This window comes from Brevibacillus invocatus, from assembly GCF_003710915.1.
GTDB classification, from domain to species: domain Bacteria; phylum Bacillota; class Bacilli; order Brevibacillales; family Brevibacillaceae; genus Brevibacillus; species Brevibacillus invocatus.
Window position 1 is genome coordinate 51626 of record NZ_RHHR01000026.1, and the last position, 23150, is coordinate 74775.

Below are 23150 nucleotides of genomic sequence, written 5' to 3' on the forward strand. Positions count from 1 at the left end.
TTCTTAGCTCCTCTCTATTGACTTCACAGGAATGACGCCTTGCCCCTCCAGACGTCGGATATCGCCTGCTGTCATCTTGCATTTTTTCTTCAACAGCTCATGCGTATGGTCGATATACCAAGAATGATCGCGTGTGGTATGCGGTTCCGTTTTGCGATCCAGGTACGGCAAAGAATAGGCAATTTCCCTGGTTTGGGCATACCCGTTCTCCGCCCAGTTCTCCTGTTCCTCCACAGCTGTCAGGCAACAGTCGACCTCCATTCCGAATTCGCCCCACTCTGCTTGGGTTCGAGACAAAAACAAGGAACACAGTTCTTCATACAAGTCGTGATGTTGATTGATCGTAGCCGTGTGCAAGCTCTCCCAGTCAGCTCGTCCAACCGCTCGGCAGAAGTTGCGCCAGAACTTTTCTTCGCGCGCAGCAAGGGCCACAAATTGACCGTCTGCCGTCTCGTAAACGCGATAGGCTACATAGTCCTTCGACCAAGCTCCCGTTCGCTGATCGACTCCACTTTGCTTGGAAAGCAGGGCATGCAGGCCTGTCCAGGTGGTTAGCAGATCGGCAGATGCGATATCCAGGTAGGCACCTCTTCCGGTACGCGCACGATGAACGAGAGCTGCGCAGATTTGTTCACTCGCGTATACACCAACCGCGTAATCCGCGAGAGGGATATCCGTCACAACCGGTCTTCCCTCGTCATCACGAACAGCGGATAAAAAACCGCTGACAGCCTGAATGTTCAAATCATGTCCACTCGACTGAGACAATTCCCCACTCTGTCCGTAGTTCGTGACAGAGCAGTAGATGACAGCTGGATGCGCAGCCCATACACTGTCGTAATCGAGTCCCAAATGGCGCAAAACGCCTGGCCGGTAGCTTTCAACCACGACATCAGCCTGTCTGGCCAGAGCAAACGCGAGCGCCTTCCCCTCCGCCGTCCGCAAATTAAGCGAAACGCTTTTATGATTGCGATGAGAACGCAAGGTAAACGCTCCCGGTTCCCTGGCAAAACCAGTTGCAGAATGCGATAAAAGGGCGTGATCCAGCGGATACGGAAGGATTTCGATCACCTCCGCCCCCAGATCAGCGAGTCTCATGGTACAGATGGGTCCGGGAAGATGGCGCGAAAAATCGACCACAGTAATGCCCGTCAACATGCCGTTACCACCCCTTTTTGGCGTATGCACACACGCAAAAGAATTCTGTAAGGGCCCTCTTTAATCCTTCAATTGGGGGAAAATTACCTTTTTTCAGAATTAGAAAACTTGGCTACGCCAACCTTTTGGCGGAGCCTTAGTTGCACTTATACTATCTTCCGCTAATCTTTTTAGCGCTTTAGCGCACTTAAACTTTCCGATAGTACAAGAAAGCCGCCTCCTGCTGGAGACGACTCATTTGGGAGCAATGTTCCTATTTAATAAATCGAAAGGTAATCGGATAACGATAGATTTTTCCTTCATTCACCTTCATCACAGCCATGATCAGACAGATCACCCAAAACACAAACAGCGCAATCATGAGAAAAGCACCAATCAACACGAGCATTAATAATGTGGCAATAGCTGCAAAAATCGTCACAGTCAGATTAAAGTTAAGCGCTTCTTTCCCGTGAATGTCCACAAACTCGCTACCCTCTCTTTTGACCAGCCAAACGATGAGTGGACCAATGACGTTGCCTAGTGGAATGAAGCAGCCGACCAATGCGGACAGGTGGGCCACCAAGGCCCATGTTCTTTCATCTTTACTCGAAGGAAGATGCTCACTCATGGTATAACCCTCCATATACGGTTTTATTCATCCAATAAGATCAATGAGTGCGACAAAAATAAATCGTTGTTGCACATATACGATTTTTAAAAGTGGTTTATTCACATGATCGGAAAAAAAGGCGAAAAAGCGCCTGGAGCGGCGCCTTCTCTACACCTTAATATTTGCTGTCGTAACCACCGTGACTAGAAGAGGAGCCGCCGTGACCGAATCCACAGCCGCAGCCGTGGCCGTGACCATGACCATGGCTTCTGCTACATTCGGTTTTGTAATATGGTTTGTAATAGCAGTGTTTTTTGTAGTACTTCTTCTTGCAGCATTTTTTGTAGTAGCATTTTTTACAGCTAGACTTTCTGCATCCGCAACCCATGAACCTCACCCCCTCCTGATCGATACATCTACAAGGTATGTAGGTGAGTGGTCATCCGCATGGTACATGAGTCTAGTCCTTTGGAAAATCAGCCTTTGTCACGGTCTATTGTGTAACGATCTTGCGCAATTTGGTGATGCCGTGATAGTCCGGAACCTCTTGATATTCCTTCACCTTGGGCAGGGTCAATAAATGGGGTCGCGTCATATAGCCAGGCTTGGAAATATAGACGACATCGCAACTGGAAATCAGTTCAAACACATCCGGATGGTTGGCCTCGATGATGCGCAGCTCCAGGTGCGTGATTCCCGCGTTGTGCAAGTCTTGGATCATTCCTTCCGCTCCCCTGATCGTGGCACAGATGAGGCCCACTTTCGTATGGCGTGGATACGCCTCCATAGCCGGAATGACCGTCGTCGGGTCAGGAATAAAATCGAGACTGACTACAGGCGGAGCTTCTCGGGGCAAGCTTTGTCTCATCTTTATACTCACGGATGGATGCGTGACAATGGCTTTGTACTCCTGCAAAAAGCTCGGATCACGCTCCAATCGCTCCGAAAAATCCTCAAAGGTTCTTCCTTCCACCATCGCACTGGGAAGATGGTACTGAACGAGTCGCAAATACTCGGCCAATTCCAGTTCGGTGAAACGCAAGAATAGCACAGGAAATTGATTCACTTCCTGCATAACCGCTGAAAGCACACGCGAAAATTCATCCAGGGAATAGCCCATCGCTTTTATCTTATGAAGGGTTTCCTTTGCCAACAAAGCCAAATGTGCTGGATTGCGGTTCAAGAGCGGGTCATTGACGACATTGCTGACAATCGTTCCCCGGCCTTGTCGGGAATCTACCATACCTTCTTGCTGCAATCGAAGATAAACACTGCGCACGGTATTGTAATTAATCTTGAGCTGCGCTGCCAATTCTCTCACCGTAGGCAGCTGTTCGTGCGGTGGTAAATCACCGCTACGAATAGAGGCTGCGATCTGCTGGTACAATTGCTCGTGATAGGATACGTTAGAGTCTTTCTGCAAAGTAAGACGTAACACAGATGCACCCCACTTCCATTTATTGATATTACTGTATATGAATTCGGAATAAATCGTCAATAGATCGCACAGCATGAAGCGATCAGCTAGGGATATACTAAGCCCGGCAAGAAATACCGCAAGAAGGAAGGTGACTTCATGGGCGAGCAAAGTCGTTTTCGCGAGGGTGACAAATCTCCTAAAAACGGCGTTTACATGGAGATTGGTGAAACAGGCGCCAGCGTACAGGATCCAATGATCATCGAACTGGGTCGAGGTGAAAAATTTCCTGCCACCCGCAACAAAAACAGAGTCTGGACACAGAAATAATGAACGGAAAGAACCAACCTCCTATGCGGGTTGGTTCTTCTCGCTCAAGTGAATAGGTGCAGAGGATCAATCATTCTCCTCTTCGCCATCCTCATCGTCGTCTTTCACATAAATGATCGTAACACCAAGGCTCTCCAGCAGCTGAAGCACTTCCCTGTTCAAATCCCGATCGAGCAAAAGACCAAGGCTCTCCGCCAATTCCAACTCCTCCAGATCGCCCTTCTCAGCATCCACGATCAGCTCCATGACCTCGGTCATATCCTGTTCTTTTAATATAGCCATCATTTCGTCTCTCGTCATCGTATCTCGCACCTCGTTTTCAGCTGTCTATCCATTATAATAGTATATAAGTGAACCGTTGAAAACCAAGCAGTGAGGTGATTTCGATGTATCCTCAACCGTATCTGGACTATCTTGTTTTGTTCCATGCGGAGCGTGATTATTTTGAATGCCATGAAATTCTGGAAGAATATTGGAAAAGCGCACCACCAGCAGAGCGCAAACTCATCTGGGTGGGCTTGATTCAAATCGCAGTTGGCCTTTATCACCAGCGACGCGGCAATCAGGCCGGCGCATTGAAAATGATCGGCAATGCGGTTAAGCTGGTACGGCAGCATCAGTCGGAACTACAGGAGCTTGGTTTGGATGCTCCTGCACTAATCGCTAGGCTCGAAAAGCGTCTCGACGATCTGAACAAAGGGGTTCCCTACGTCAGTCTGGATTTACCTATGATTGCCCCTGACTTGCTCGAGGCATACAAGCAGGCGTGCATCTCCCAAAACCTTACTCCGTATCGACCCAGCGACATGGCGAATTCCTATTTGCTGAACAAGCACACCCTGCGGGATCGGCAGGACGTCATCGAAGAACGGATGCGCCAGTTAAAGCACCGGCAGGCGCAACGCAACAGCCAAGCCACGTAAGCGATCACAACTGCCATTCAGCAAGCACAAAAAAGCCGATATTCCCACGCACTGCGGGAAGTATCGGCTTTTCATACTGCCAAAGCTGCACCCTCGCTTGATGGCTTACGACAACTTTAACGGTAGACCCACAAAATCACGCCAGCCACGAGCCCAACATCCGCCAGCATATGACTGAGCCATGTCGGATATACAGAAGGAAACAGCCCTTTCATCCAGGACCAGAGGACACCTACTCCAAAGACCAGCAGCGTCATCAGGCTGCCCCATAGAACACCAAACAGCACGGAAGTAATGATCAGATGGTAGAGAGAAAAAAAGAAGCTGGTTAAAAGAATTGCAGCCGGAAAAGTCATCACGTGCAGCAAACGCTGCAGGACAAATCCTCTCCACAGTAATTCCTCCAGCAGAGAGTTGATCACCACCAGATAGATGGAGAACCACCAAATCCACTGAGCATCCAGCCCCCAGTGTTCGAGAACCGACCGGATGTCTTCCGCTCTGCCCGGTGTTTGCAGTAAAAGCCAAATCCCCGCTAGCCCACCGATCATGAGCATAGCCCCTAGAACAAGTCCAAAGCGGGTGCCTCTTCGCTCATAATGCCCCCAAGCCTGCTGCCAGCTGGACCGCAAGCTCCCTTCCCACCAGCCATGTAACAGCGGTATTCCCAGACAGACCAACAAGTGAAAAGAGACAAATGTCACAAACAGGCTTTGCCGCTCCACCAAACCATAAAAAATTGCCAAGGTAGCAGCAAAGCCGTACCCGATCAGCAACAGTAACGACCGTTTTCGCGACATCTGGATGAACTCCTTTATAGCGTTATGGTCGTGAATGTATAAAGCTAGCTTGTCCAAACTCCAGAGAATATAAGCTACTTCCGACGAGTATATAACCATCTGCCATGAATATACAAAATTTTGGGCAAGTGCTATACTTTACTCTACCATCTAGCAAAAAAATTTTGATTAGGAGTGGCCCTCTATGTTGTGGCGAAACCGAACGTTTCTTCTGCTGATGACCGGAGAAGTCATTGCAGGGGCGGGCATGTGGATTTTTATCATTGCCAATCTGCAGTTTATGTCGGCTCTGATTCCTTCTGATACGTTAAAAGCCTTGGTTCTCATGAGCGGACTCTCCGTCAGCATCCTGCTTTCCCCAAAGGCAGGCGTTGTGATTGACACTTACGACAAGCGAAAGGTACTGATCTTCTCCAGCTTGGTGCGCTGTATCAGCCCAATTCTGATGATGCCTGCGATCGCTTATGATTCGCTGGTCTGGATGATCGTCGCCCTGATCGTCATGCAAGGCTCTGCGGCCTTTTACTTCCCCACCCTGCAAGCATCCCTGCCTGCGATCCTGTCCAAGGATGAATTGCTGAAAGCCAACAGTGCTTACCTGAATATTTCTACACTCTCACGCATTTTTGGTACGGCTGCTGGCGGTATTCTGGTCGCAGCGCTGTCTTTGTCCCAGCTCTACCTGTTCTCCTTTGCGGCTTATGCTGCACTGGCTATCGTCACCCTGTTTGTGCAGATTCCTCATGTACAGTTGCATCAAAATAGGGAAAAAATCGAATTCCGCGAAGTACTGACAGCAAGTCGCAGAGATCCTGCCATCTTTGTAGGATTGATAAACAATGGCTTAATTACGCTATTCCTGGGCGGGGTTAATCTGATGATCCTGAACTTTAGCACCATCCAAGGCGAGCCGCAGCTTATGGGATGGGTTTTCGCCGCAGAAGGAATTAGCATTCTGATTGGCGGACTGCTGGCCAAACGCTGGATTGGCGGCCGCAACCTAGTGGCCTCGTCGACACTGATGCTGTTTTTCTTTGCCATCTCGCAGTTCGGCATGACCTTTGTAGCGAGCAAACTCATGGTGCTGGGATCCTTCGCTCTCTTTGGCTTCATCGTCGCCTTTTTCTTCCCGGTGACCACGACCATTTTCCAGAAGCGACTGCCGCAAAATCAGCACGGCCGGTTCTTCTCTTTTAAAAGCATGCTCGACCGCAGCTTTTTCTTTATCGCGCTGGCGATTACCGGTGCCTCACTCGATCTATTGGGGTTAAGCAATTACTTGATATGTCTCGGCACCCTTACCTTGCTCTCAGGCATCTTTACGTACTCCTACAGCAAAAAGCACAAGCTGGACGTACGTGCCAGCGATGAAAGCCCTGCAGCAGCGTAGCCAGCAAGATGTTACAAAGTGTAGACAACTGCAACGATTTCCGTACAAACTTTGTCTACCTTCCCCGTGATGGTGTACACTAAAATCATCATGTTTGCCTACTGGAGGAACACATCATGGAGACTTTATCATCATCTACACTCGGCCTGCTCATACCGATCATTTTGGCCGTCTTCGTGATCTTCTTACGGATGAAAAGAGCAAAGAGGCCTGTCTCTGCAAAAAGCATTATTTTGCCACCGTTTTTTATGGCTACCGGCTTTGCCATGTTCTTATTTCCGGGAACCTTGACGTCACCGGCTATCGATCTCACCGCGTTCTTGGCTGGAATTGTGCTGTCCATCCCCCTGATCCTGACCTCCCGCTTTGAGATCGTGGGGGAAGATATTTATCTCAAGCCATCGAAAGCCCTGTTCTTTATTCTTGGGGGCTTGCTGGTGGTGCGGCTCATCGTCAAGCTATTGATCAACGACTCCTTCACAGCTCTGCAAACCGCTGGACTGTTTTTTCTGTTGGCTTTTGGCATGCTGGCTACATGGCGGGTTGCGATGCTCTACATGTACCGCCAAGTTACCAAGAAAGCCCTCCGCACGTAAAACAATGATCGAACTGAAAAAAAGCAGGAGCCTTCTCTCGCAAGATGGCCCTGCTTTTTTCGTATAAGTGTCTTTATGCTTTTTTTGCTTTATGGTGTCCTGCTTCATTAATAGTGAAATAGCTTCCTCCATACAGGTACAGAGCCATGTTGTCCTTCATTCCCGCCATTCTCGCAAAGAATGGCCGCTCCCCTTTCGTTTCCAGAGCTTGCTTGGTTAGGCCCATTCCCTTCGGCTGGCACAAGGTCACATTCCCGCCAGAGAGTGTGAACGTTTGGCAATCAGCTGCTATTTGCCCGTCGGCGTAGGAAGCGCCTGCCTTCCACCCAAACCAGCGCTCCCATAGCTGTACCGTTTCTTCCAGATGACGGACAGCGTACCCGACCTCCAACAGTCTTTCGGCACCATTGGAATGCTCCGCAATGATTCCTCTCGATTGCAAATCGTGTAGACGCTCCTCGTCGCTTTGTTCCCATTGGATAAAAAAAGGCAGACGCAATCGACTGTCAGGATCTTTTGCAAACAGCATGCGCCAGGCGATTCTGGTTCCGTCTTCTCTCATACGACTTCCCGGCAAGGGTCCAATGACCTCCAGCCCCAGCACGCGAAAACGGTCTGCCCATTGTTCTATTTCGCTCGTGCGTATCGCGATTTGTCCCATTCCTTCACCCAAGGCATTTTCTTGGACGAGTTGAACAATCAAGGGATTGTCACATTGAACGGCGATCTCAGCGTCCTGAACAGCCAAAAATTCCATATACGAGAGTCCAAAGTAACAGACACTGTTCCACGTCCCCCAATGCGTATGACGCCCACCCGGCATCGTGTGAAAGCCTGCCTGACGAAAAGCGGACGTCGCTTCTTCAGGTGCGCGATGTAGAAAATGTACCAAGTGATCAAATGCAGCATGCATCTTTTTGCACCTCTTTTACTATCATGTATAGGTTGACTGAACTGGCTCCACGCCCTGCACTTTTGTTATAATGAATGGATGTTTCCATATCAATCAGAGAGTTCAAGGGAGGGTGGAATGAATCAGACGCGGACACACCGGGTAAAAACACAGCGCAGAAAAAAACGGAAAATGTGGATCAGGGCAACTGTGCAAACGTTTCTTTTCTGTTTGTTAGCCGTACTTGCAATCGGCGTGTATCAGTTTGCAAACTCCTTTTCATCTGATTCAGGCTCAGACAGCAGATTTCCCCTGACGCAGCCTGACAACCAACATACAGAGCAGGAGCCGCACCAGGAGCCCCATATACATCTCACATTCGCCGGCGATGTCATCATGGCAGGAAATGTAGAGAAGATGTTGATCGAAAAAGGCTATGATTACCCTTATACGGAGCTAAAAGATCTGTTCTTGCAAGACGATTACACCATCGCGAATCTGGAAACTCCCGTAACCACTCGCGGAACCCCGCCAATCAACAAAGCGTTTGTCTACAAGTCGCCTCCCGCAGCACTTCCCGCTCTCAAGGCTGCCGGAATCGATGCAGTCAATCTTGCGAATAATCACTCGATGGATCAAGGCGTCGAAGGTCTGCTCGACACCTTTGCCTCATTGGATGAGAACCAGATCGAATACGTGGGAGCGGGAGTCGATAGCGCTCGCGCCTATGCTCCGGTATACGTTGAAAAAAACGGCATCCGAGTCGCGATCTTCGGATTTAGCCGCGTTATTCCGGAGGTCAGCTGGTATGCGGGCAAAAACAAACCAGGTGTCGCAGCTACTTACGATCCTACGCAGGCGATACAAGCGATCCAGGAAGCGCGTCCGAAGGCGGATCTGATCGTGGTCATCCCTCACTGGGGCGAGGAGAGAAAAGACTTTCCTCTCGATAATCAGAAAGAACTGGCACGTGCTTACATAGACGCTGGCGCCGACCTGATCGTAGGCGGTCACCCTCATGTCATTCAAGGACTGGAGCAGTACAAGGATAAATGGATCGCCTATAGCCTCGGCAATTTCATATTCACCCGCTCCACGGAACCCCGAACGTGGGAAAGCATTGCCCTTCAAGCGAGCTGTACCAAAACGGGCAAATGCGAGCTTAGGGCCATTCCGTTTCATGCCGAGCTTGCACGTGCCGTACCCATGAATGAAGCGGATGGAGCTGCTCTGTTAAACCGTCTGCAATCGATATCTACGGATGTGCAGATCGATGCTGATGGCAACATTTCCAATGTGAAATAAATCGAAAATCTCGCCAAACCCACTGAGATGCATAGAGGGTTTGGCTTTTTTATTCGGAAAAAGCCATAGCCGCCCGTACCGCTCTTTTCCATCCAGCATAGAGATTGTCGCGCTGCTCCTCATCCATTTCAACCGAGAAGGATTTGTCGACCCTCCAATTATCAGCGATCTCTTGCTTATTTTGCCAGAACCCAACGGCCAGACCTGCGAGGTACGCCGCACCCAAAGCCGTCGTCTCGTTGACTTGTGGCCGATCAACGGACACACCCAAGAGATCGCTTTGAAATTGCATCAAAAAGTTGTTGCTTACTGCACCACCATCCACTCGGAGCTTTTTCAGCCGGATACCGGAATCGGCTTCCATCGCGGTCAGGACATCTTTAGTCTGATAAGCGAGAGACTCCAGGGTAGCGCGGATAAAGTGCTCCTTGGTGGTTCCTCGCGTCAGTCCGAAAACAGCTCCGCGCACATCACTGTCCCAATAAGGAGTGCCTAACCCGACAAAGGCAGGAACCACGTACACGCCTTGCGTAGAGGCGACTCTCGCAGCATACTGCTCACTGTCTGCGGACGATTTCAGCATGCGTAATCCGTCTCGCAGCCATTGAATAGCAGAGCCTGCAACAAAAATGCTGCCCTCCAGCGCGTATTCCACCTGTCCGCCCACTCCCCAAGCGATAGTGGTTAAAAGCCCATGCTCAGACTGAACGGCCTCGGTGCCCGTATTCATTAGCATGAAGCAGCCTGTTCCATACGTATTCTTTGCCATCCCCTGTTCAAAGCAAGCCTGACCAAACAACGCAGCCTGCTGATCGCCCGCCACACCGCTGATTGGCACCTCCACTCCGAAGAACAGATTTTTATCAGTGTAGGCGTAGACTTCCGAGCTGGATTTCACTTCTGGCAGGATGGCTGAAGGGACTTCGAGGTGCATGAGCAGCTCTTCGTCCCAGCACAAATCGTGAATATTGTACATCAACGTACGTGATGCATTGGTGTAATCGGTGACGTGAACTGCTCCTCCAGAGAGCTTCCAGATCAGCCAGGTGTCGATGGTCCCAAACAACAGCTCCCCCCGCTGTGCACGCTGGCGTGCTTGCGGGACATGATCCAGGATCCACTTTACCTTTGTCCCGGAAAAATAAGCGTCTATCAACAAACCGGTTTTGCTGCGAAACCGATTAGTCAGGCCTTGTTGCTTCAAGTCCTCACAAATGTCTGCCGTCTGCCGGGATTGCCAGACAATCGCAGGGTAAATGGGTATGCCCGTTTTCTTGTCCCATACGACCGTCGTCTCACGCTGATTGGTGATCCCGATGGCAGCGACATCCTGGGCTGCGACATTTTGGCTCGTCAACACTTCACCGATGACACTGACCACCGAGGACCAGATTTCGAGCCCATCATGCTCGACCCAGCCCGGATGCGGGAAGTGCTGTTTAAATTCCTTCTGCGCCATTCCGACGATCTTCCCTGTTCGATTAAACAAAATGGCCCTTGAGCTAGTCGTACCCTGATCAATGGCCAAGACATATTGTTTTTGCATGGATCTGATCCCCTGCCTCTCCAGCATTCCATTCTAATGAACCCGTGTTGAAAAATACGGTTCTCTACCTACTTATTTGTGATCGGGTAATTGATCCCTCTTTTTTAAACATGCTCAATCAAGCAGAAAAGGCATCGCCAACAATCGTGTCAAGATCGTCAATCATGCCTTCTTACGTCCAGCGTCTGGCTGAACATCTATCTACGAATCAGTAACTGCCAAGCCTTCAAAGAGCAATACCCGTGCAGGAGCCGCATCTGTTCCCAGCAGCTTCAACGGTGCCGCCACCAGAAAATACTCGCCTTGCTCGACCTCCTGCAAGCGCAGTCCCTCAATCACGATGATCTCAGCAGCGAACAGCGTCTTATGTGTGGGATGCCCTTCCTGGCTGCGTTCAATTCCGAGCGCATCCGTACCTACCCCGCGAACACCCAAAGAAGCAAGGTACTCTGCACCGTCATGGGCTAAGTACACAAATTCGAACGAGAATTCCTCCGAGAACGAATTTTTCGTTTTGAATAGCAAAAAATCGCCCTTTTCAATAGCGAACCGCTCGAGATCAGCTTGAGTGATCCTGTCGTCAACGTCTGTCAAGTCCAGCACCTTGCAGGCGCCTACCAGCTTTTCCAGTGGAATCGTCTCAAATGTCTCCCCATCTACGACCATATGCAATGGAGCATCGACGTGAGTACCCGTATGTACATCCAGCTCGATCCGAGATTCGGTCACATACCCGTTCGTCTGCGGTCTGATCTTGGGCTGCTTCTCCGGTTTATTCTTATACACCGTCATGCCTTCAAAAATCGCACCAGTGACATCATACATTCTCACTTGCCATACCTCCTGTTATTCGTCGCTCTGTTCATGAATCACGTGACTGATCGGCAGGAAAGCAAAGACCGATCTGTTTTCGCGCTTCGTCCATGATCTCCATCGCAATCATGGAATGAAGGTGAGAATTCGTAGGTGATTCCCGTTTCCCTGCTTGGCACAGTTCCATGAAGGCACGGATTTCATAATGCATGATCTGAGGCGTTTGTGGCACGGACAGATCTTCAACACGTCCGTCCCGATAGCGGATCTCTACCTTTTGCGGACGGTTGATTTTATCGATGATCATGGTGGCGTCCTCGCCCTGGATTTCGGCAGGCAAATAGGAGGTGGTTATTTTGGAGAACATGACTTGCGCTTCACAATCAGGATATCGCAGCAAGATGCTCCCCTGCCCGTCGACACCAGACTCAAGCAGGATGGCTTCTGCCTGGATACGCTCGGGCTTTCCCATCAATACGACGAGCGGATAAATACAGTAGATGCCAATATCCATCAAGGCACCATTCGAAAACTGTGGATCGAAGGCATTCGACATTTGACCTTCCTTGTACGCATCATAGCGGGAGGAATACTGGCAATTGCTGGCGAAGTAGCGGCGAATCCTGCCCAGCTTGTGCATGTTCGCTTGGATGACACCAAAGTTAGGTGCAAAGGTGGATTTTACAGCCTCCATTAGCAAAACGTCATTTCTCTTGGCTGCTTCCAGCATTTGCTTGACTTCCTCCGCATGGGACGCGAACGGCTTTTCACACAGGACGTGCATGCCTTGATTCATGCAGGTAATCGCTTCGGTTATCCAATTGGTGCCGACTACGCCAAACCTCACACTCGCAGCCCCCTTTTCGCCAATACGTTCTGCCTTATTCTATTCTTTCTTTTCTACGGCATGTCCTCCAAATTCATTGCGCAGCGCAGCTACAACCTTTCCGGAAAAGGTGTCGGTCTCAAGGGAACGGTAGCGCATCAGCAGAGACATCGCGATGACAGGAGTAGCCACTTGCATGTCCAACGCTGTTTCCAGGGTCCATTTGCCCTCTCCGGATGAGTGCATGACTCCTTTGATCTCATCCAGATTGGCATCCTTGGAAAAAGCTCTTTCGGTCAGCTCCATCAGCCAGGAGCGGATGACGGAACCATTGTTCCACACTGCTGCTACCTTCTCAAAATCGTAATCAAATTCGCTTTTTTCAAGGACTTCAAAGCCCTCACCGATGGCTGCCATCATGCCGTACTCGATGCCGTTATGGATCATTTTCAAAAAGTGGCCACTGCCCGATTGGCCCGTATACAAGTATCCGTTTTCCACTGCTGTATCGCGAATGATCGGTTCCACAACGCGCCAAGCCTGGGGATCGCCCCCCACCATATAGCACGCGCCATGACGAGCGCCTTCCATTCCGCCTGAGGTGCCTGCATCCAGGTAGAGGATACCGTATTCCTTAAACCGGTTGGCCCTGCGTATCGATTCCTTGTAGTGGGAATTCCCTGCCTCTACGACGATATCGCCGCTAGCCAGAAGCGGCAGCAGCTCTTCTAAGACCGTATCCACGTGCGTATGCGGAACCATCAACCAGAGAACCCGTGGAGATTGTAGCATCGATACCAGCTCCACCAAGCTTTCAGCCTTCTTTGCACCACAGCCTGCAATCACCTCAATCGCGTCAGGGTTCACATCGTATGCAGTGACCTCGTGGCCTTTCTCCAGCATTTGCTGCCCCAGACTCAAACCCATTTTTCCCAGACCGATTAATCCAACCTTCATTTCTTCCGCCTTCCTTTCTCGTTCTCCCGATTTGGTTTATGAAATGGTCATTGGTGTTCTCTCTTCTGAAATGACGGGATCTAGCCACCATTGAAAGCCGTCTTGCTCCAGCAAGGCATCTGCTGCTTTTGGACCATTGGACCCTGCCTCGTACATGTGGAGTGGCACGGCATTTTGCTCAAAAGCCTGAATGATCGGCTCTACCCATTGCCAGGACAGCTCGACTTCCCTCCAATGAGCAAAGTGAGCCGCGTTGCCCTTCATGGCATCGGCCAGCAATAGCTCATACGCTTCCGGCAGCTTATTGGGATCAGGCATGTAGTGAAGACTGACAGCCTCCAGCTTGCCATCCTTCCCCGGACTCTTCTGATTGACCTGCCAGGTAATCCCCTCATCTGGGAAAATGCGAATGACCAGCAAATTCGGTTCCAGCGTATCTCCTTGTGAATCCTGTTGTTTCGGACTTTTACATTCCACGACGATTCGAGTGGATTTCTCCTTCATCCGCTTTCCCGTCCGAATGTAAAACGGTACTCCTTGCCAGCGCGGAGTATCAATGAAAAGACGTGCCGCAACAAAAGTATCCGTCGTAGCACCCTTCGCCACTCCAATCTCATCCCGATAGGCAGCTACTTCCTGACCATCCACATATCCGGTCTCGTACTGAGCGCGAATGACATGCTGCCCTACATCCTCCTGGCGCAAAGGGCGTATCGCTTCCATCACTTTTCGTTTCTCATCCCGTATTTCTTCGGGAGTCATGTGCCTTGGCAAATGCATGGCTGTCATCATGACCAGCTGCAGCAAGTGGTTTTGAATCATATCCCGAATCGCACCGGTATGGTCGTAATAGCCTGCCCGTTCCTCCACCCCGACCGTTTCACTGGCCGTAATCTGCACATTGGCGATATACTCGTTGTTCCAGATGGCCTGAATCATGGGATTGGCGTATTCGAGTGACTCCAGATTTTGCACCATTGGTTTCCCCAGGTAGTGGTCGATCCGGTAAATCTCTTCCTCCAAAAACGTTTCCGCAAGTGTCTGATTCAGTTCTCTCGCGGACTGCAGATCGCGTCCGAACGGTTTTTCGATCATCAGACGCTTCCAGCCAGTGCTATTGCACAATCCGCTTTTCTTCAGATTCACACTGATCCCTTCAAAAAACTCGGGTGCAACGGATAAATAAAAAAGGCGATTGCCACTAATCTGTAGCTCTTCTTCCTTCCTTTGCACATGGTGGTGTAATTCCGAGTAGGCTCGTCCATCCTTCAGATTCATTTCAAAGTAATCGATCATTTGCAGGAAAGGCTGCATGTGTTGAGATTGTGTAGTGCAATCCTGACCGTACATGTGTAAGGCATGGGCGACGTGATCCTGAAATTGGCGTGCCGACCACTTCCTCCTGCCCACCGCAATTATCGAAAAAGGCTGGGGCAATTGTTTATTCACATACATCCGAAACAAGGCGGGGAATATCTTTCGAGCAGCCAAGTCCCCAGTAGCTCCAAACAACAGCAATGTCATCGATTCCAACCGCTATTCCTCCCCCTGCCTGATAGTACGTTCATGCTAGACCGTTTTTTTGCGACAGGTACCATCGTTATTATTAGGCAAATGGTTGTTTTCATCAAGTAGTTACCCTTCCTTCCCTGATGGAAGTGATGTTTTTTTTCTTCAAGAAAGGAGAATGGTCTGTTCATCGTGAAACTATATAACCAGGGTAGAATATGTGAATGTGTCATTATCTGAAAAATCTGCATTTTAACACCTCAGAGCACTCCCTTTGTCATGAGACGCAATAGCTGTTTCATAACATAAGTTATGAAGGAAGCTACCCTGGAGAGGAGGTGACCCTTTTTCTCTCAACCCAAATCTGGAACATTGAAGGAGGTTTCCATTCATGAGACTTCGTCCTCGTGAACCAATTGACGCCGTACCGATCGTATCCACATGCTTTACCAATCAAGATTGGCATTTGCAAAAATGGCTGTTTCGAATGCGAAGATAGTTCGTACAATCAGGGAGGAGGACTCTATGCGAGTCGCGATATTAGGCGTTGGCGGAGTAGGACAAGTAAGTGCGTGTGAGCTGGTGAAATCCCAGTATTTGACCAAGCTGGTTTTGGCTGATATTTCCACCGGTCCAGCCGAGGAGCTGGCTGCGGAGCTAAGGCGTGAAACAGATGTAGAGATACAGGTAAAACGCGTGGATGCACGGGATGTCTTGAGCGTGCAAGCGATTTTGGATGACATCGATGTGTTGCTTCACATCGGTTTGCCAGAAAATAATTTTGAAGTGATGAAAGCTTGCCTGAATACCAAAACTCATTATATTGATACGGCTTCATCGGGGCCTCAATGGCTTCGCAAACAGCTTGCATGGAATGACAAGTTCCGTGCTGCCGGGATTCTTGGCATTATGGGCTTGGGCTGCGACCCTGGCTTTTCGAATATCGCTGCACGCTACGCCGTCGATCAACTGGACGAGGTAGACGCGATTCTGATCCGAGATGGTGATAATTCCATTGTTGATTACGATGGCTTCTGCTCTTATTTCAGCCCACAAACGGCTATTCAGGAGTGTCTGGCGAAGCCCAATTACTGGACGGCCGACAAAGGCGAGCAATATCTGCCCACTCCCTTTGCCAACAAGGAAGAGTTCGAATTCCCAGAGCCAATCGGCTGGCTGGACTGCTACAATGTCGAGCATGAGGAAGCGACCACACTGGGTGAAACCATCGGCAGGGCAAAAGGGTGCAAGTACGTCGATTTCAAATACGCGCTGCATCCCGATTTTGTCAATACGCTGAAGGTGCTGAGCTACCTGGGGCTTGACAGTGACGAGGAGATCGATGTTAAAGGCGTCAAAGTGGTGCCTCGCGATGTCGTGGTAACCACTATGCCCAAACCGGTAGATCTCGCGGGTAAAATTCACGGCTATTCCAGCGTGGGCGCACTCGTCAAGGGCAAACAAAATAACAAACGCAAGGAAGTTTACGTCTACACCATTGCAAATCATGACGAGGTTTTCTACAAAACCGAGTTTCAGGCAACGATCTGGCAGACAGGAATTCCGCCAGTCGTAGCCGTCGACATGATCGCAGAGGGGCTCTTGCAAACAACAGGATGCATTCCACCAGAGCTGATCGACCCGATCCCCTTTCTGGAAAGGCTGAAGGCTCGTGGTATGGCATGGGATGTAATCGAGAAGACATCCCCTCTCTTGCAAAGTACGTAGCACGTAAGTTGAGATAGATGCAAATGCAAAAAACCGTTCTCCCGAGATGAAGGGAACGGTTTTTTCGTGTTCATGGCTACAGGGTGCGCAAAACGGCTCGAACCGGGCTGCCGTCTGCCTCAGCAAGTGGCAAGGGCAGCGCCATCAACTCATAATCGCCTGGCTCTACATGGTCGAGCAGCAAGCCCTCCAAAATATGGATGTCTTGTTCATGCAAACTATGATGAGCAGCCAATTCCTTGCTCTCCAGCGGATCGACGGAAGGGACATCAACGCCGATTAAGCGAATGCCTTTTTCAGCGAGAAAGGGAGCCAGGTCTGCACGAAGAAAGCAAATCTCAGTGGGAAAGCTCCCTGGGTCTGTCCAAGAGCCGGTGCGGATCAAAAGTCTGGATACACCAGTCAAATCCAGCTCTTCCAGATCCGAAGCACCAATGCTTGGCCTGCTTGTCAGTTCTACGACTCTTGCCTTTCCAACATACAGGTTGATATCCAATTGCAGCATTTTCCGACCGTCGTCATCAAAGTGAAAGGGGGCATCTACGTGCGTGCCTGTGTGGATGCTCATGGTCAGCTTCCCCACATTGACGGAACCGCTCGCTGATTTGGGCCAGTTTACCTCATAGCAAAAAGGTGTATCCCCTGGCCATGTTGGCGTCCCCTGGGCGAGTGGACGGGAGATATCGAGCAATTTCGAACTCATCGCTTACTTTCCTCCTTTTCTTGGGCAAAACGAATCATGACGTGCTTTCCCAAAGATTACTGAAAAGTTGATAGCATGTCAATATTCGGTCTATTACGACTTTCTCTCGTGGATTACCTTCCCTTTTCCGCAATTTCCCTGTATTGTAGGTAGCAGAAGGGGGACGTGGCAAGTGGAACAGAGTCATTCAGTAACCGACGGACGCCATCTCAGAGCGCAGCAGACCCGGCAAAAGCTGCTGGAAGCTGCACGAGAAGTATTTCTAGAAGAAGGTTTTCACAAAGCAACCATTTCTCAAATCATCAAACGTGCCAAAACCGGGTACGGAACTGCATACGTTCATTTTACAGGCAAAGATGATTTTCTCATCGTCTTGATGGAAGATGTGATGGCTGCGTTCTATTCGATCGCGGAGCTGCCATTCCATCCCCAGTCTCGCGGGGACGCTGAACGGCTCATCCTCCATCAGACAACGTCATTCCTGAACATGGCGGAATCAGAGCGAGACATGCTCAAGCTGTTTTCCGAAGCGATCGGCGCGTTTCCCACGGTTCAGAAAAAATGGGAGGACATTCGCGAGCAGTTCGTCTTGCGGATCGCCCAGGACATCAAGTACTCTCAGGAGCAGGGGCTGGCGCGGAAAGAAGTAAACCCCGAGCTGGTCGCCCGGGGTTGGTTTTACTCACATGAAATGTATTTGTGGGACATTGTAAAGTGTCAGCATAAAGCTTCACTCGATGAGATCGCCAAAACGCTCGCATCCATTTATACGGGTGGTTTGTACGAATAAGCCCATTACTGCTTCGATGCTATTGAACACCGTAGCCAATCGCAAGTTGCTTGATGGCTTCCTTGGACTCATCACCCAATTTTTTAGCCGCTTCCAGCTTTTCTCTGGCAGCGGTTAGTTCCGCTTGGTCTTTGTTTTTGATTGCGGAGACAACCGTCTTGAACGCCTCTAGTTGAGCGAGGGCAGCTGTCACATGCTTTTCATGAGCCTGTTGCACTTCTTCGGTGGCTGGCTTGATCTTTTCGAGTTCCTGTACGAACGTCTCGTACTTGGACAAAACCTTGTCATTCAATTCTTTGTGCAAAGCCTCTGCATCAAGCTGGCGGTTTCCCGAAATCGCTGCAAATTGGGTGAGGATGTCTTGTTCCAGCGTTGACATCTTCGGCAGCTCATTTTTTAAATAGTTGTTGACGTCTTCTTCTACCGGATCGGAGCTGCACCCTGCCAAAAGAAAAGCAACAGACAGGAAGACGATCCATAGTGCGTGTAGTTTCTTCATCTTTTTCTCCTTCCACAACGGCTGTGTACAAGTTAGCGTAACATAACTTCCGCAAAAAAGAACTGGGAAGTTACAACCGTTTTTGACGGCGGAGATAACACTCCACATCGTCGTAGAGCCCATCCTCATTCGCGTATTTTATATAGCTTTTCATGGTGCGCAGCCATTCGATGGTCGTGGAGCGCGTCGCAGCGATCGACTCTCTCAGGTCACTCATTTGGATCGGCCGCTCTATGCCCTTCGTCAAAATGTCATGAAGAACCTGCTCGGTAGCCAATTCTACTACATATTCAATATCCGAAGCGGAATAGAGGTTGGTCCACGCAGCCAATTGGGAGAAGTCGAGTGGCTCCGATGGACGCCCAGCCAGCTTGGAACGAAAAATAGCTTCACGCGCTTCCTTATCAGGCGGACTTACGAAAATCATTTTGTCAAAACGGCCTGGCCGTTGGCAAGAAGGGTCGACATCCCAAGGCATGCTGGTCGCGCCAACGATCAAGATTTTATCTGCGTTTGCCTTGATTTGATCGATTTCCCAAAGAATCTGGTCGATGACCCTTCGCAGCATCAACGAAGACGATTTTCCTCGATTATTGCTAAGCGCATCGAGCTCATCGAAGAACAGCAAGGCGGGCATTTGTTCACGGGCGCTATCAAAAAGCTCCTTGATGTGTGCATCGTTGACACCCTGATACGGCGACAAGCTCTCTGTTATGGGCAAATGCAAAAAGCGAGCCTGGCACTCCCCTGCGATCGCCTTTGCAAATAAGGACTTTCCACAACCAGGCGGCCCGTACAGAAGCACACTGCTCCCGCCTCCTTTTTTGCGAAAAATACCAGAATGGCCCATCGTTTGGAAGGGCTGAATGATTTTGTTCTGGATCGCTTTCTTCACAGCATCCATACCACCTATATCTGATAAGTAAACAGGACTTACCTCCTGATCCTCCCCCTTTTCCTCAACGGAAGCACTGCTACCCTCAGTTACGAGCGTCGGGATCGATTCATAGGCAAGAAAAAAATCTGTATCTTCTATTGCTTTTTTGAGTGGAGTCTCTTCCAGAACTTGACTTCGTTCATTGACGATTTTTTGCCTGATTTCTTCGTCACCATGTGTCAATGCCTGTGTAAAAGCATGCAAGGCCTCGTTGCGCTTTCCTCTTTCCGCGTACTCCAAGCCTAAGAGGAACCAAGCAAGCGCATTGGTCTGGTCCCGGGCAATCATTGCTTTCAATATATCAATCTTCGTCATTTGATTCTCCCCTGCAATCGGTAATGAGCAATTAGCATTATCCTATTATAATGCATATGAACTACAAGAAGAATATGGAAATGGGAAGAAAGAATGAGGCGGTTCTGTGTAGAGGTAGAACAAGCCACCTCTCTCAATTGAGAGAAGGTGGCTTGCACAAGCATTTTCCATGGAACGCTCTAGTAGAACTTATTCTTTAGCCAGCACGCGTGCAATGAAGCCCTCCAGGTTGCTCACATCGGTGATCTGCTTATTGCACTGATGAGTATCCACACACATATAGTTACCTACTGCTTTGTAGTAATCAGGTGAAATGGAGGATTTCGCTTTGGAGATGGCGGATACGAGCGCGACTTCCTCATATCCGTGACAGAACGAGCAAAGATTTTTCTTGCTTCCAGGCGTAAATTTGCCTTCTACTCCCACGAACTTCCCTTGATCCTGATAGACGTAGTAAATCTTGTTCGTCGCGATGTCAAGCCAGCCAAGGTAGGTCAATTTGGATACATCCATCGCAGAGAGATTCGGCAGCTTCAGCTTTTTATTTTTCGGAAATAATCGCTTGATCTGCGCTTCCGAGATCGCTGGAAAATCAATCGTATGCTCGCAGACCTTTTGCAGGTAATCGCTGAAATCCTGGGCGCTCTTGCAGGTTGTAATCGGCTCCAGTACTTTTCTTTGATCCTCGTTCAGCTCAGGAAACAGTTCCATGATTTTTGCTTCGCTTTGGAAAATAACAGCTTGCAGTACTTTTGGATCAGACACTGTATGATGAGCACGCTGTACGTGATCAGATTGTTTTTTAATGAAATTAAACTGATGGTTGCGGATAAATCGCTCGGTCATATCGGACACACCTTTAACATGGGATTTGTCTGGGCACCAACAATCATTTGCCCCGGATAGAATGGTTTTGTCCATTCCTCCCATTCAGTATAGGTGCGAAATTACAACTGCTAAATAGACAGTTCTACCAAATCAGGGAGGACAATCCCGGCATTTGCCGCGGTCATGCGTTCCAAACATAGTGTCTGAACGGTTCTGATTCATTCTGGTCATGATCAGTGGTGACAAAAAGAAAGTGATTTTTTTCCAAGACTTTTTGAGAAGCCAGATTGTTCATTGTTGTTTTTGCGTACAAAAGGGTGATGTCGTACTCTTCGACGGCTTTTTGTACCAGCAACCGCACGGCGTCTGAAGCTATTCCCCTGCCCCTGTGAGATTCGCCGATTCGGTAGCCAATATGTCCCGACTTCACACTATCTATCACTTGAATGTCCACGATATTGATTCTTCCCAGAATGGTTCCATGCTCATCCCGGATGAGATGAAAATAATCCTTCCCCTCTGCTTGATCCTGCAGAAGGTTAGAAAGAATATGACAAAAAGAATCAAACTCGTAATACGCTTCACCACGGGTTGGTACCCATTTTTCAAAAAAGACTCGGTTTTGACATTCAAACTCAAACAATTTTGTAGCGTCATCCTGCGCTACAAGCTCTATCTTAATCTGCACACGCGCAACCACCCTCAATCGAGCAGGGAAATAATTACATACTTTACACTCCCTTTTACGATAATGCAAGATTCTTCGTTTCAATTTATTGCTGGAAAATGAAAAAGAGAGTGAAAGCGGCTTTTGTTCGCCACCTTCACTCTCGTATGTGCCTCAAGCAAAAAATGTCTTCGGAGCTTTGCGCCACTCAGCCAGCAGTGTTTCTTGTTCCGCGCTGATGACACCCTGCTCCTTCGCAGCTTCCAGCAATGCCGTGTAGTTGGAAATGGTCGTGCATGGTACACCTGCGTCAGCGAAAAGAGCTTCTGCGTCCGGGAATTGGTAGCTGAAGATCGCAACCACGCCGAGTACTTCTCCACCCTCCGCTTGCACGGCCTGAGCCGCTTTCAATGAGCTGCCGCCTGTGGAAATCAGATCCTCGATGACGACTACTTTCTGGCCAGCTGCCAATGCGCCTTCGATCTGGTTCTGACGCCCATGTCCCTTTGCTTTGTCACGCACGTAGATCATGGGCAAATCCAGCAGCTCCGCTACCCATGCAGCGTGAGGAATACCTGCTGTAGCTGTGCCCGCTACCACTTGTGCTTGCGGATACGTTTCGCGGATCAGCTCAGCAAATGCCTGGGCGATCTGTCTGCGAACGGAAGGATAGGACATGGTGATTCGGTTATCACAATAGATCGGCGACTTGATGCCGGAAGTCCATGTAAAAGGTTGATCCGGACGCAGATGGACTGCGCCGATCTCAAGCAAGCTGCTCGCTATTTCTTTCGCCGTTGTCATAGGTATCATGTCCTCTCTATTCCAGGTGGGATTCGAATGCTTCGTCATTGCATCGATTACTTTTGGTCAGCATAGACGGCATTCACGATGCTTTCCCATGCAGCCGCAGGGTCTTTCGCCCCCGTAATGGCTCGGCCGATCACCAAATAATCGCTGCCCAATCGAAATGCCTGCTCTGGCGTCGTGATGCGAGTCTGATCACCCTGATCCGTACCCAATGGCCGAATTCCGGGAGTGACGGTGACGAAGGAATCACCCAACGCCTTTTTGATCACTGGCACTTCCAGTGGAGAGGCGACGACGCCATCCAATCCGGCTTCCTTCGTCATTTTCGCATAGTGCAGAACCACATCTTCGACATCACCTGAAATCGCCAGTTCTTCGTTCATCGTCTTTTTGCCAGTAGAAGTCAGCATGGTGACTCCGATCAAGAGAGGGGAGACAGCGCCAGCGGCTGTCCCCTGCTCCAATCCCTCTCGTGCAGCTTGCATCATCGCTACACCACCAGCTGCATGGACATTCACCATGTCGACCCCGTGACGAGCGAGGCTGCGCATTGCGCCTTTAGCTGTATTCGGGATGTCGTGTACCTTCAAGTCGACGAATACCTTCAGTCCCTTTTCCTTGAGGTATTGAAAGACTGCTGGTCCTTCTGCATAGGTCAACTCCATGCCGACTTTTACGTAGCGTATATGTCCTTCAAGGGAAGCCAGCCACTGCTTGACCTGCGACAGTGTAGAAAAGTCGAGTGCAACAATCATACGCTCACGAATATCGATGGTTTCCGGTTTCACACTGCCTCTCTCCTTTGTCCCCAGTCTGGTA

Annotated in this window: 25 protein-coding genes; 7 read left to right on the forward strand and 18 right to left on the reverse strand. The window is 49.6% G+C overall.

The genetic code is table 11. The features are described from left to right. Positions 1-3: 3 nt before the first annotated feature. From EDM52_RS13990 to EDM52_RS14000, 3 genes are all read right to left on the reverse strand, one after another. On the reverse strand, positions 4-1158 hold the full coding sequence (locus EDM52_RS13990; protein WP_122909596.1) for a CaiB/BaiF CoA transferase family protein: 1155 nt from the start codon (positions 1156-1158) through the stop codon (positions 4-6). Positions 1159-1411: 253 nt separating this feature from the next. Then, entirely contained in the window at positions 1412-1768 is a 357-nt protein-coding gene (locus EDM52_RS13995; protein WP_122909597.1) for a DUF4870 domain-containing protein, read from the reverse strand. 475 nt (positions 1769-2243) lie between these two features. After that, entirely contained in the window at positions 2244-3188 is a 945-nt protein-coding gene (locus tag EDM52_RS14000) for a GntR family transcriptional regulator (protein ID WP_122909598.1), read from the reverse strand. Positions 3189-3326: 138 nt separating this feature from the next. On the opposite strand from EDM52_RS14000, the gene EDM52_RS14005 reads away from it, so the two are divergent. Continuing rightward, positions 3327-3497 carry a YjzC family protein gene (locus tag EDM52_RS14005; protein WP_122909599.1) on the forward strand — a complete coding sequence of 57 codons (171 nt, stop codon included), beginning with the start codon at positions 3327-3329 and terminating at the stop codon, positions 3495-3497. Between the two features lie 66 nt (positions 3498-3563). Here the strand turns inward: EDM52_RS14005 and EDM52_RS14010 are convergent, their stop codons facing one another. After that, positions 3564-3797, reverse strand: coding sequence for a hypothetical protein (locus EDM52_RS14010; RefSeq protein WP_122909600.1), 234 nt, complete (start codon positions 3795-3797; stop codon positions 3564-3566). Positions 3798-3883: 86 nt separating this feature from the next. Between EDM52_RS14010 and EDM52_RS14015 the strand changes: the two genes are divergently transcribed. Beyond that, complete coding sequence (locus EDM52_RS14015) at positions 3884-4420, forward strand: DUF309 domain-containing protein (protein WP_122909601.1); 537 nt, start codon at positions 3884-3886, stop codon at positions 4418-4420. Positions 4421-4536: 116 nt separating this feature from the next. Here EDM52_RS14015 and EDM52_RS14020 read toward each other — a convergent pair whose 3' ends face one another. Next, positions 4537-5220 carry a CPBP family intramembrane glutamic endopeptidase gene (locus EDM52_RS14020; RefSeq protein WP_122909602.1) on the reverse strand — a complete coding sequence of 228 codons (684 nt, stop codon included), beginning with the start codon at positions 5218-5220 and terminating at the stop codon, positions 4537-4539. 184 nt (positions 5221-5404) lie between these two features. Here EDM52_RS14020 and EDM52_RS14025 point away from each other — a divergent pair, with 184 nt between their 5' ends. Beyond that, entirely contained in the window at positions 5405-6610 is a 1206-nt protein-coding gene (locus tag EDM52_RS14025) for an MFS transporter (RefSeq protein ID WP_122909603.1), read from the forward strand. A gap of 116 nt (positions 6611-6726) precedes the next feature. Next, positions 6727-7206 (forward strand): CcdC family protein, encoded by a 480-nt coding sequence (locus tag EDM52_RS14030; protein WP_122909604.1) that lies wholly within the window; start codon positions 6727-6729, stop codon positions 7204-7206. Between the two features lie 73 nt (positions 7207-7279). On the opposite strand, the gene EDM52_RS14035 is transcribed toward EDM52_RS14030, so the two are convergent. Further along, positions 7280-8098, reverse strand: a complete 819-nt coding sequence (locus EDM52_RS14035) for a VOC family protein (protein WP_245996917.1) — start codon at positions 8096-8098, stop codon at positions 7280-7282. 138 nt (positions 8099-8236) lie between these two features. Here EDM52_RS14035 and EDM52_RS14040 point away from each other — a divergent pair, with 138 nt between their 5' ends. Beyond that, positions 8237-9403 (forward strand): CapA family protein, encoded by a 1167-nt coding sequence (locus EDM52_RS14040; RefSeq protein WP_122909606.1) that lies wholly within the window; start codon positions 8237-8239, stop codon positions 9401-9403. A gap of 49 nt (positions 9404-9452) precedes the next feature. Here EDM52_RS14040 and glpK read toward each other — a convergent pair whose 3' ends face one another. From glpK to zwf, 5 genes are all read right to left on the reverse strand, one after another. After that, complete coding sequence (gene glpK, locus EDM52_RS14045; protein ID WP_122909607.1) at positions 9453-10949, reverse strand: glycerol kinase GlpK; 1497 nt, start codon at positions 10947-10949, stop codon at positions 9453-9455. Positions 10950-11150: 201 nt separating this feature from the next. Further along, positions 11151-11780, reverse strand: a complete 630-nt coding sequence (locus EDM52_RS14050; protein ID WP_122909608.1) for a cyclase family protein — start codon at positions 11778-11780, stop codon at positions 11151-11153. 31 nt (positions 11781-11811) lie between these two features. Continuing rightward, a complete protein-coding gene (locus tag EDM52_RS14055) occupies positions 11812-12558 on the reverse strand; it encodes a Gfo/Idh/MocA family protein (protein WP_122909661.1) in 747 nt (248 codons plus the stop codon). 90 nt (positions 12559-12648) lie between these two features. Continuing rightward, positions 12649-13545, reverse strand: coding sequence for a phosphogluconate dehydrogenase (NAD(+)-dependent, decarboxylating) (gene gnd / locus EDM52_RS14060; RefSeq protein WP_122909609.1), 897 nt, complete (start codon positions 13543-13545; stop codon positions 12649-12651). A 36-nt stretch (positions 13546-13581) separates the two neighbouring features. Further along, a complete protein-coding gene (gene zwf / locus EDM52_RS14065) occupies positions 13582-15078 on the reverse strand; it encodes a glucose-6-phosphate dehydrogenase (RefSeq protein WP_122909610.1) in 1497 nt (498 codons plus the stop codon). 501 nt (positions 15079-15579) lie between these two features. Between zwf and EDM52_RS14070 the strand changes: the two genes are divergently transcribed. Further along, positions 15580-16782: a saccharopine dehydrogenase family protein gene (locus EDM52_RS14070; protein WP_122909611.1), complete on the forward strand. Its 1203-nt coding sequence runs from the start codon at positions 15580-15582 to the stop codon at positions 16780-16782. 76 nt (positions 16783-16858) lie between these two features. On the opposite strand, the gene kynB is transcribed toward EDM52_RS14070, so the two are convergent. Continuing rightward, positions 16859-17485: an arylformamidase gene (gene kynB / locus EDM52_RS14075; RefSeq protein ID WP_122909612.1), complete on the reverse strand. Its 627-nt coding sequence runs from the start codon at positions 17483-17485 to the stop codon at positions 16859-16861. Between the two features lie 172 nt (positions 17486-17657). Here kynB and EDM52_RS14080 point away from each other — a divergent pair, with 172 nt between their 5' ends. Next, positions 17658-18275, forward strand: coding sequence for a TetR/AcrR family transcriptional regulator (locus EDM52_RS14080; protein WP_122909613.1), 618 nt, complete (start codon positions 17658-17660; stop codon positions 18273-18275). Positions 18276-18294: 19 nt separating this feature from the next. Here EDM52_RS14080 and EDM52_RS14085 read toward each other — a convergent pair whose 3' ends face one another. From EDM52_RS14085 to pyrF, 6 genes are all read right to left on the reverse strand, one after another. Then, a complete protein-coding gene (locus EDM52_RS14085; protein ID WP_122909614.1) occupies positions 18295-18774 on the reverse strand; it encodes a hypothetical protein in 480 nt (159 codons plus the stop codon). A 70-nt stretch (positions 18775-18844) separates the two neighbouring features. After that, positions 18845-20026 carry an AAA family ATPase gene (locus EDM52_RS14090; protein ID WP_122909615.1) on the reverse strand — a complete coding sequence of 394 codons (1182 nt, stop codon included), beginning with the start codon at positions 20024-20026 and terminating at the stop codon, positions 18845-18847. Between the two features lie 189 nt (positions 20027-20215). Continuing rightward, entirely contained in the window at positions 20216-20947 is a 732-nt protein-coding gene (locus EDM52_RS14095) for a FusB/FusC family EF-G-binding protein (protein WP_338068316.1), read from the reverse strand. An 88-nt stretch (positions 20948-21035) separates the two neighbouring features. Further along, positions 21036-21611: a GNAT family N-acetyltransferase gene (locus EDM52_RS14100; protein ID WP_245996919.1), complete on the reverse strand. Its 576-nt coding sequence runs from the start codon at positions 21609-21611 to the stop codon at positions 21036-21038. Between the two features lie 84 nt (positions 21612-21695). Continuing rightward, the gene (gene pyrE / locus EDM52_RS14105) at positions 21696-22334 is read right to left on the reverse strand and encodes an orotate phosphoribosyltransferase (RefSeq protein WP_122909618.1); all 639 of its coding nucleotides are present in this window, start codon (positions 22332-22334) and stop codon (positions 21696-21698) included. Positions 22335-22381: 47 nt separating this feature from the next. Beyond that, positions 22382-23086 (reverse strand): orotidine-5'-phosphate decarboxylase, encoded by a 705-nt coding sequence (gene pyrF / locus EDM52_RS14110; RefSeq protein WP_415783029.1) that lies wholly within the window; start codon positions 23084-23086, stop codon positions 22382-22384. Positions 23087-23150 lie beyond the last annotated feature (64 nt).

What these genes read in the sequence shown, in the direction of transcription:
- EDM52_RS14030 (WP_122909604.1), top strand. Translation starts at nt 6,727, where the DNA reads ATGGAGACTTTATCATCATCTACACTCGGCCTGCTCATACCGATCATT.
- EDM52_RS13990 (WP_122909596.1), bottom strand. Translation starts at nt 1,158, where the DNA reads ATGTTGACGGGCATTACTGTGGTCGATTTTTCGCGCCATCTTCCCGGA.
- EDM52_RS14090 (WP_122909615.1), bottom strand. Translation starts at nt 20,026, where the DNA reads ATGACGAAGATTGATATATTGAAAGCAATGATTGCCCGGGACCAGACC.
- EDM52_RS14055 (WP_122909661.1), bottom strand. Translation starts at nt 12,558, where the DNA reads ATGAATCAAGGCATGCACGTCCTGTGTGAAAAGCCGTTCGCGTCCCAT.
- glpK (WP_122909607.1), bottom strand. Translation starts at nt 10,949, where the DNA reads ATGCAAAAACAATATGTCTTGGCCATTGATCAGGGTACGACTAGCTCA.
- EDM52_RS14085 (WP_122909614.1), bottom strand. Translation starts at nt 18,774, where the DNA reads ATGAAGAAACTACACGCACTATGGATCGTCTTCCTGTCTGTTGCTTTT.
- pyrF (WP_415783029.1), bottom strand. Translation starts at nt 23,086, where the DNA reads ATGATTGTTGCACTCGACTTTTCTACACTGTCGCAGGTCAAGCAGTGG.
- kynB (WP_122909612.1), bottom strand. Translation starts at nt 17,485, where the DNA reads ATGAGTTCGAAATTGCTCGATATCTCCCGTCCACTCGCCCAGGGGACG.
- EDM52_RS14015 (WP_122909601.1), top strand. Translation starts at nt 3,884, where the DNA reads ATGTATCCTCAACCGTATCTGGACTATCTTGTTTTGTTCCATGCGGAG.
- EDM52_RS14070 (WP_122909611.1), top strand. Translation starts at nt 15,580, where the DNA reads ATGCGAGTCGCGATATTAGGCGTTGGCGGAGTAGGACAAGTAAGTGCG.
- EDM52_RS14025 (WP_122909603.1), top strand. Translation starts at nt 5,405, where the DNA reads ATGTTGTGGCGAAACCGAACGTTTCTTCTGCTGATGACCGGAGAAGTC.
- EDM52_RS14040 (WP_122909606.1), top strand. Translation starts at nt 8,237, where the DNA reads ATGAATCAGACGCGGACACACCGGGTAAAAACACAGCGCAGAAAAAAA.
- EDM52_RS14010 (WP_122909600.1), bottom strand. Translation starts at nt 3,797, where the DNA reads ATGACGAGAGACGAAATGATGGCTATATTAAAAGAACAGGATATGACC.
- gnd (WP_122909609.1), bottom strand. Translation starts at nt 13,545, where the DNA reads ATGAAGGTTGGATTAATCGGTCTGGGAAAAATGGGTTTGAGTCTGGGG.
- EDM52_RS14005 (WP_122909599.1), top strand. Translation starts at nt 3,327, where the DNA reads ATGGGCGAGCAAAGTCGTTTTCGCGAGGGTGACAAATCTCCTAAAAAC.
- EDM52_RS14095 (WP_338068316.1), bottom strand. Translation starts at nt 20,947, where the DNA reads ATGGACAAAACCATTCTATCCGGGGCAAATGATTGTTGGTGCCCAGAC.
- EDM52_RS14020 (WP_122909602.1), bottom strand. Translation starts at nt 5,220, where the DNA reads ATGTCGCGAAAACGGTCGTTACTGTTGCTGATCGGGTACGGCTTTGCT.
- EDM52_RS13995 (WP_122909597.1), bottom strand. Translation starts at nt 1,768, where the DNA reads ATGAGTGAGCATCTTCCTTCGAGTAAAGATGAAAGAACATGGGCCTTG.
- pyrE (WP_122909618.1), bottom strand. Translation starts at nt 22,334, where the DNA reads ATGATACCTATGACAACGGCGAAAGAAATAGCGAGCAGCTTGCTTGAG.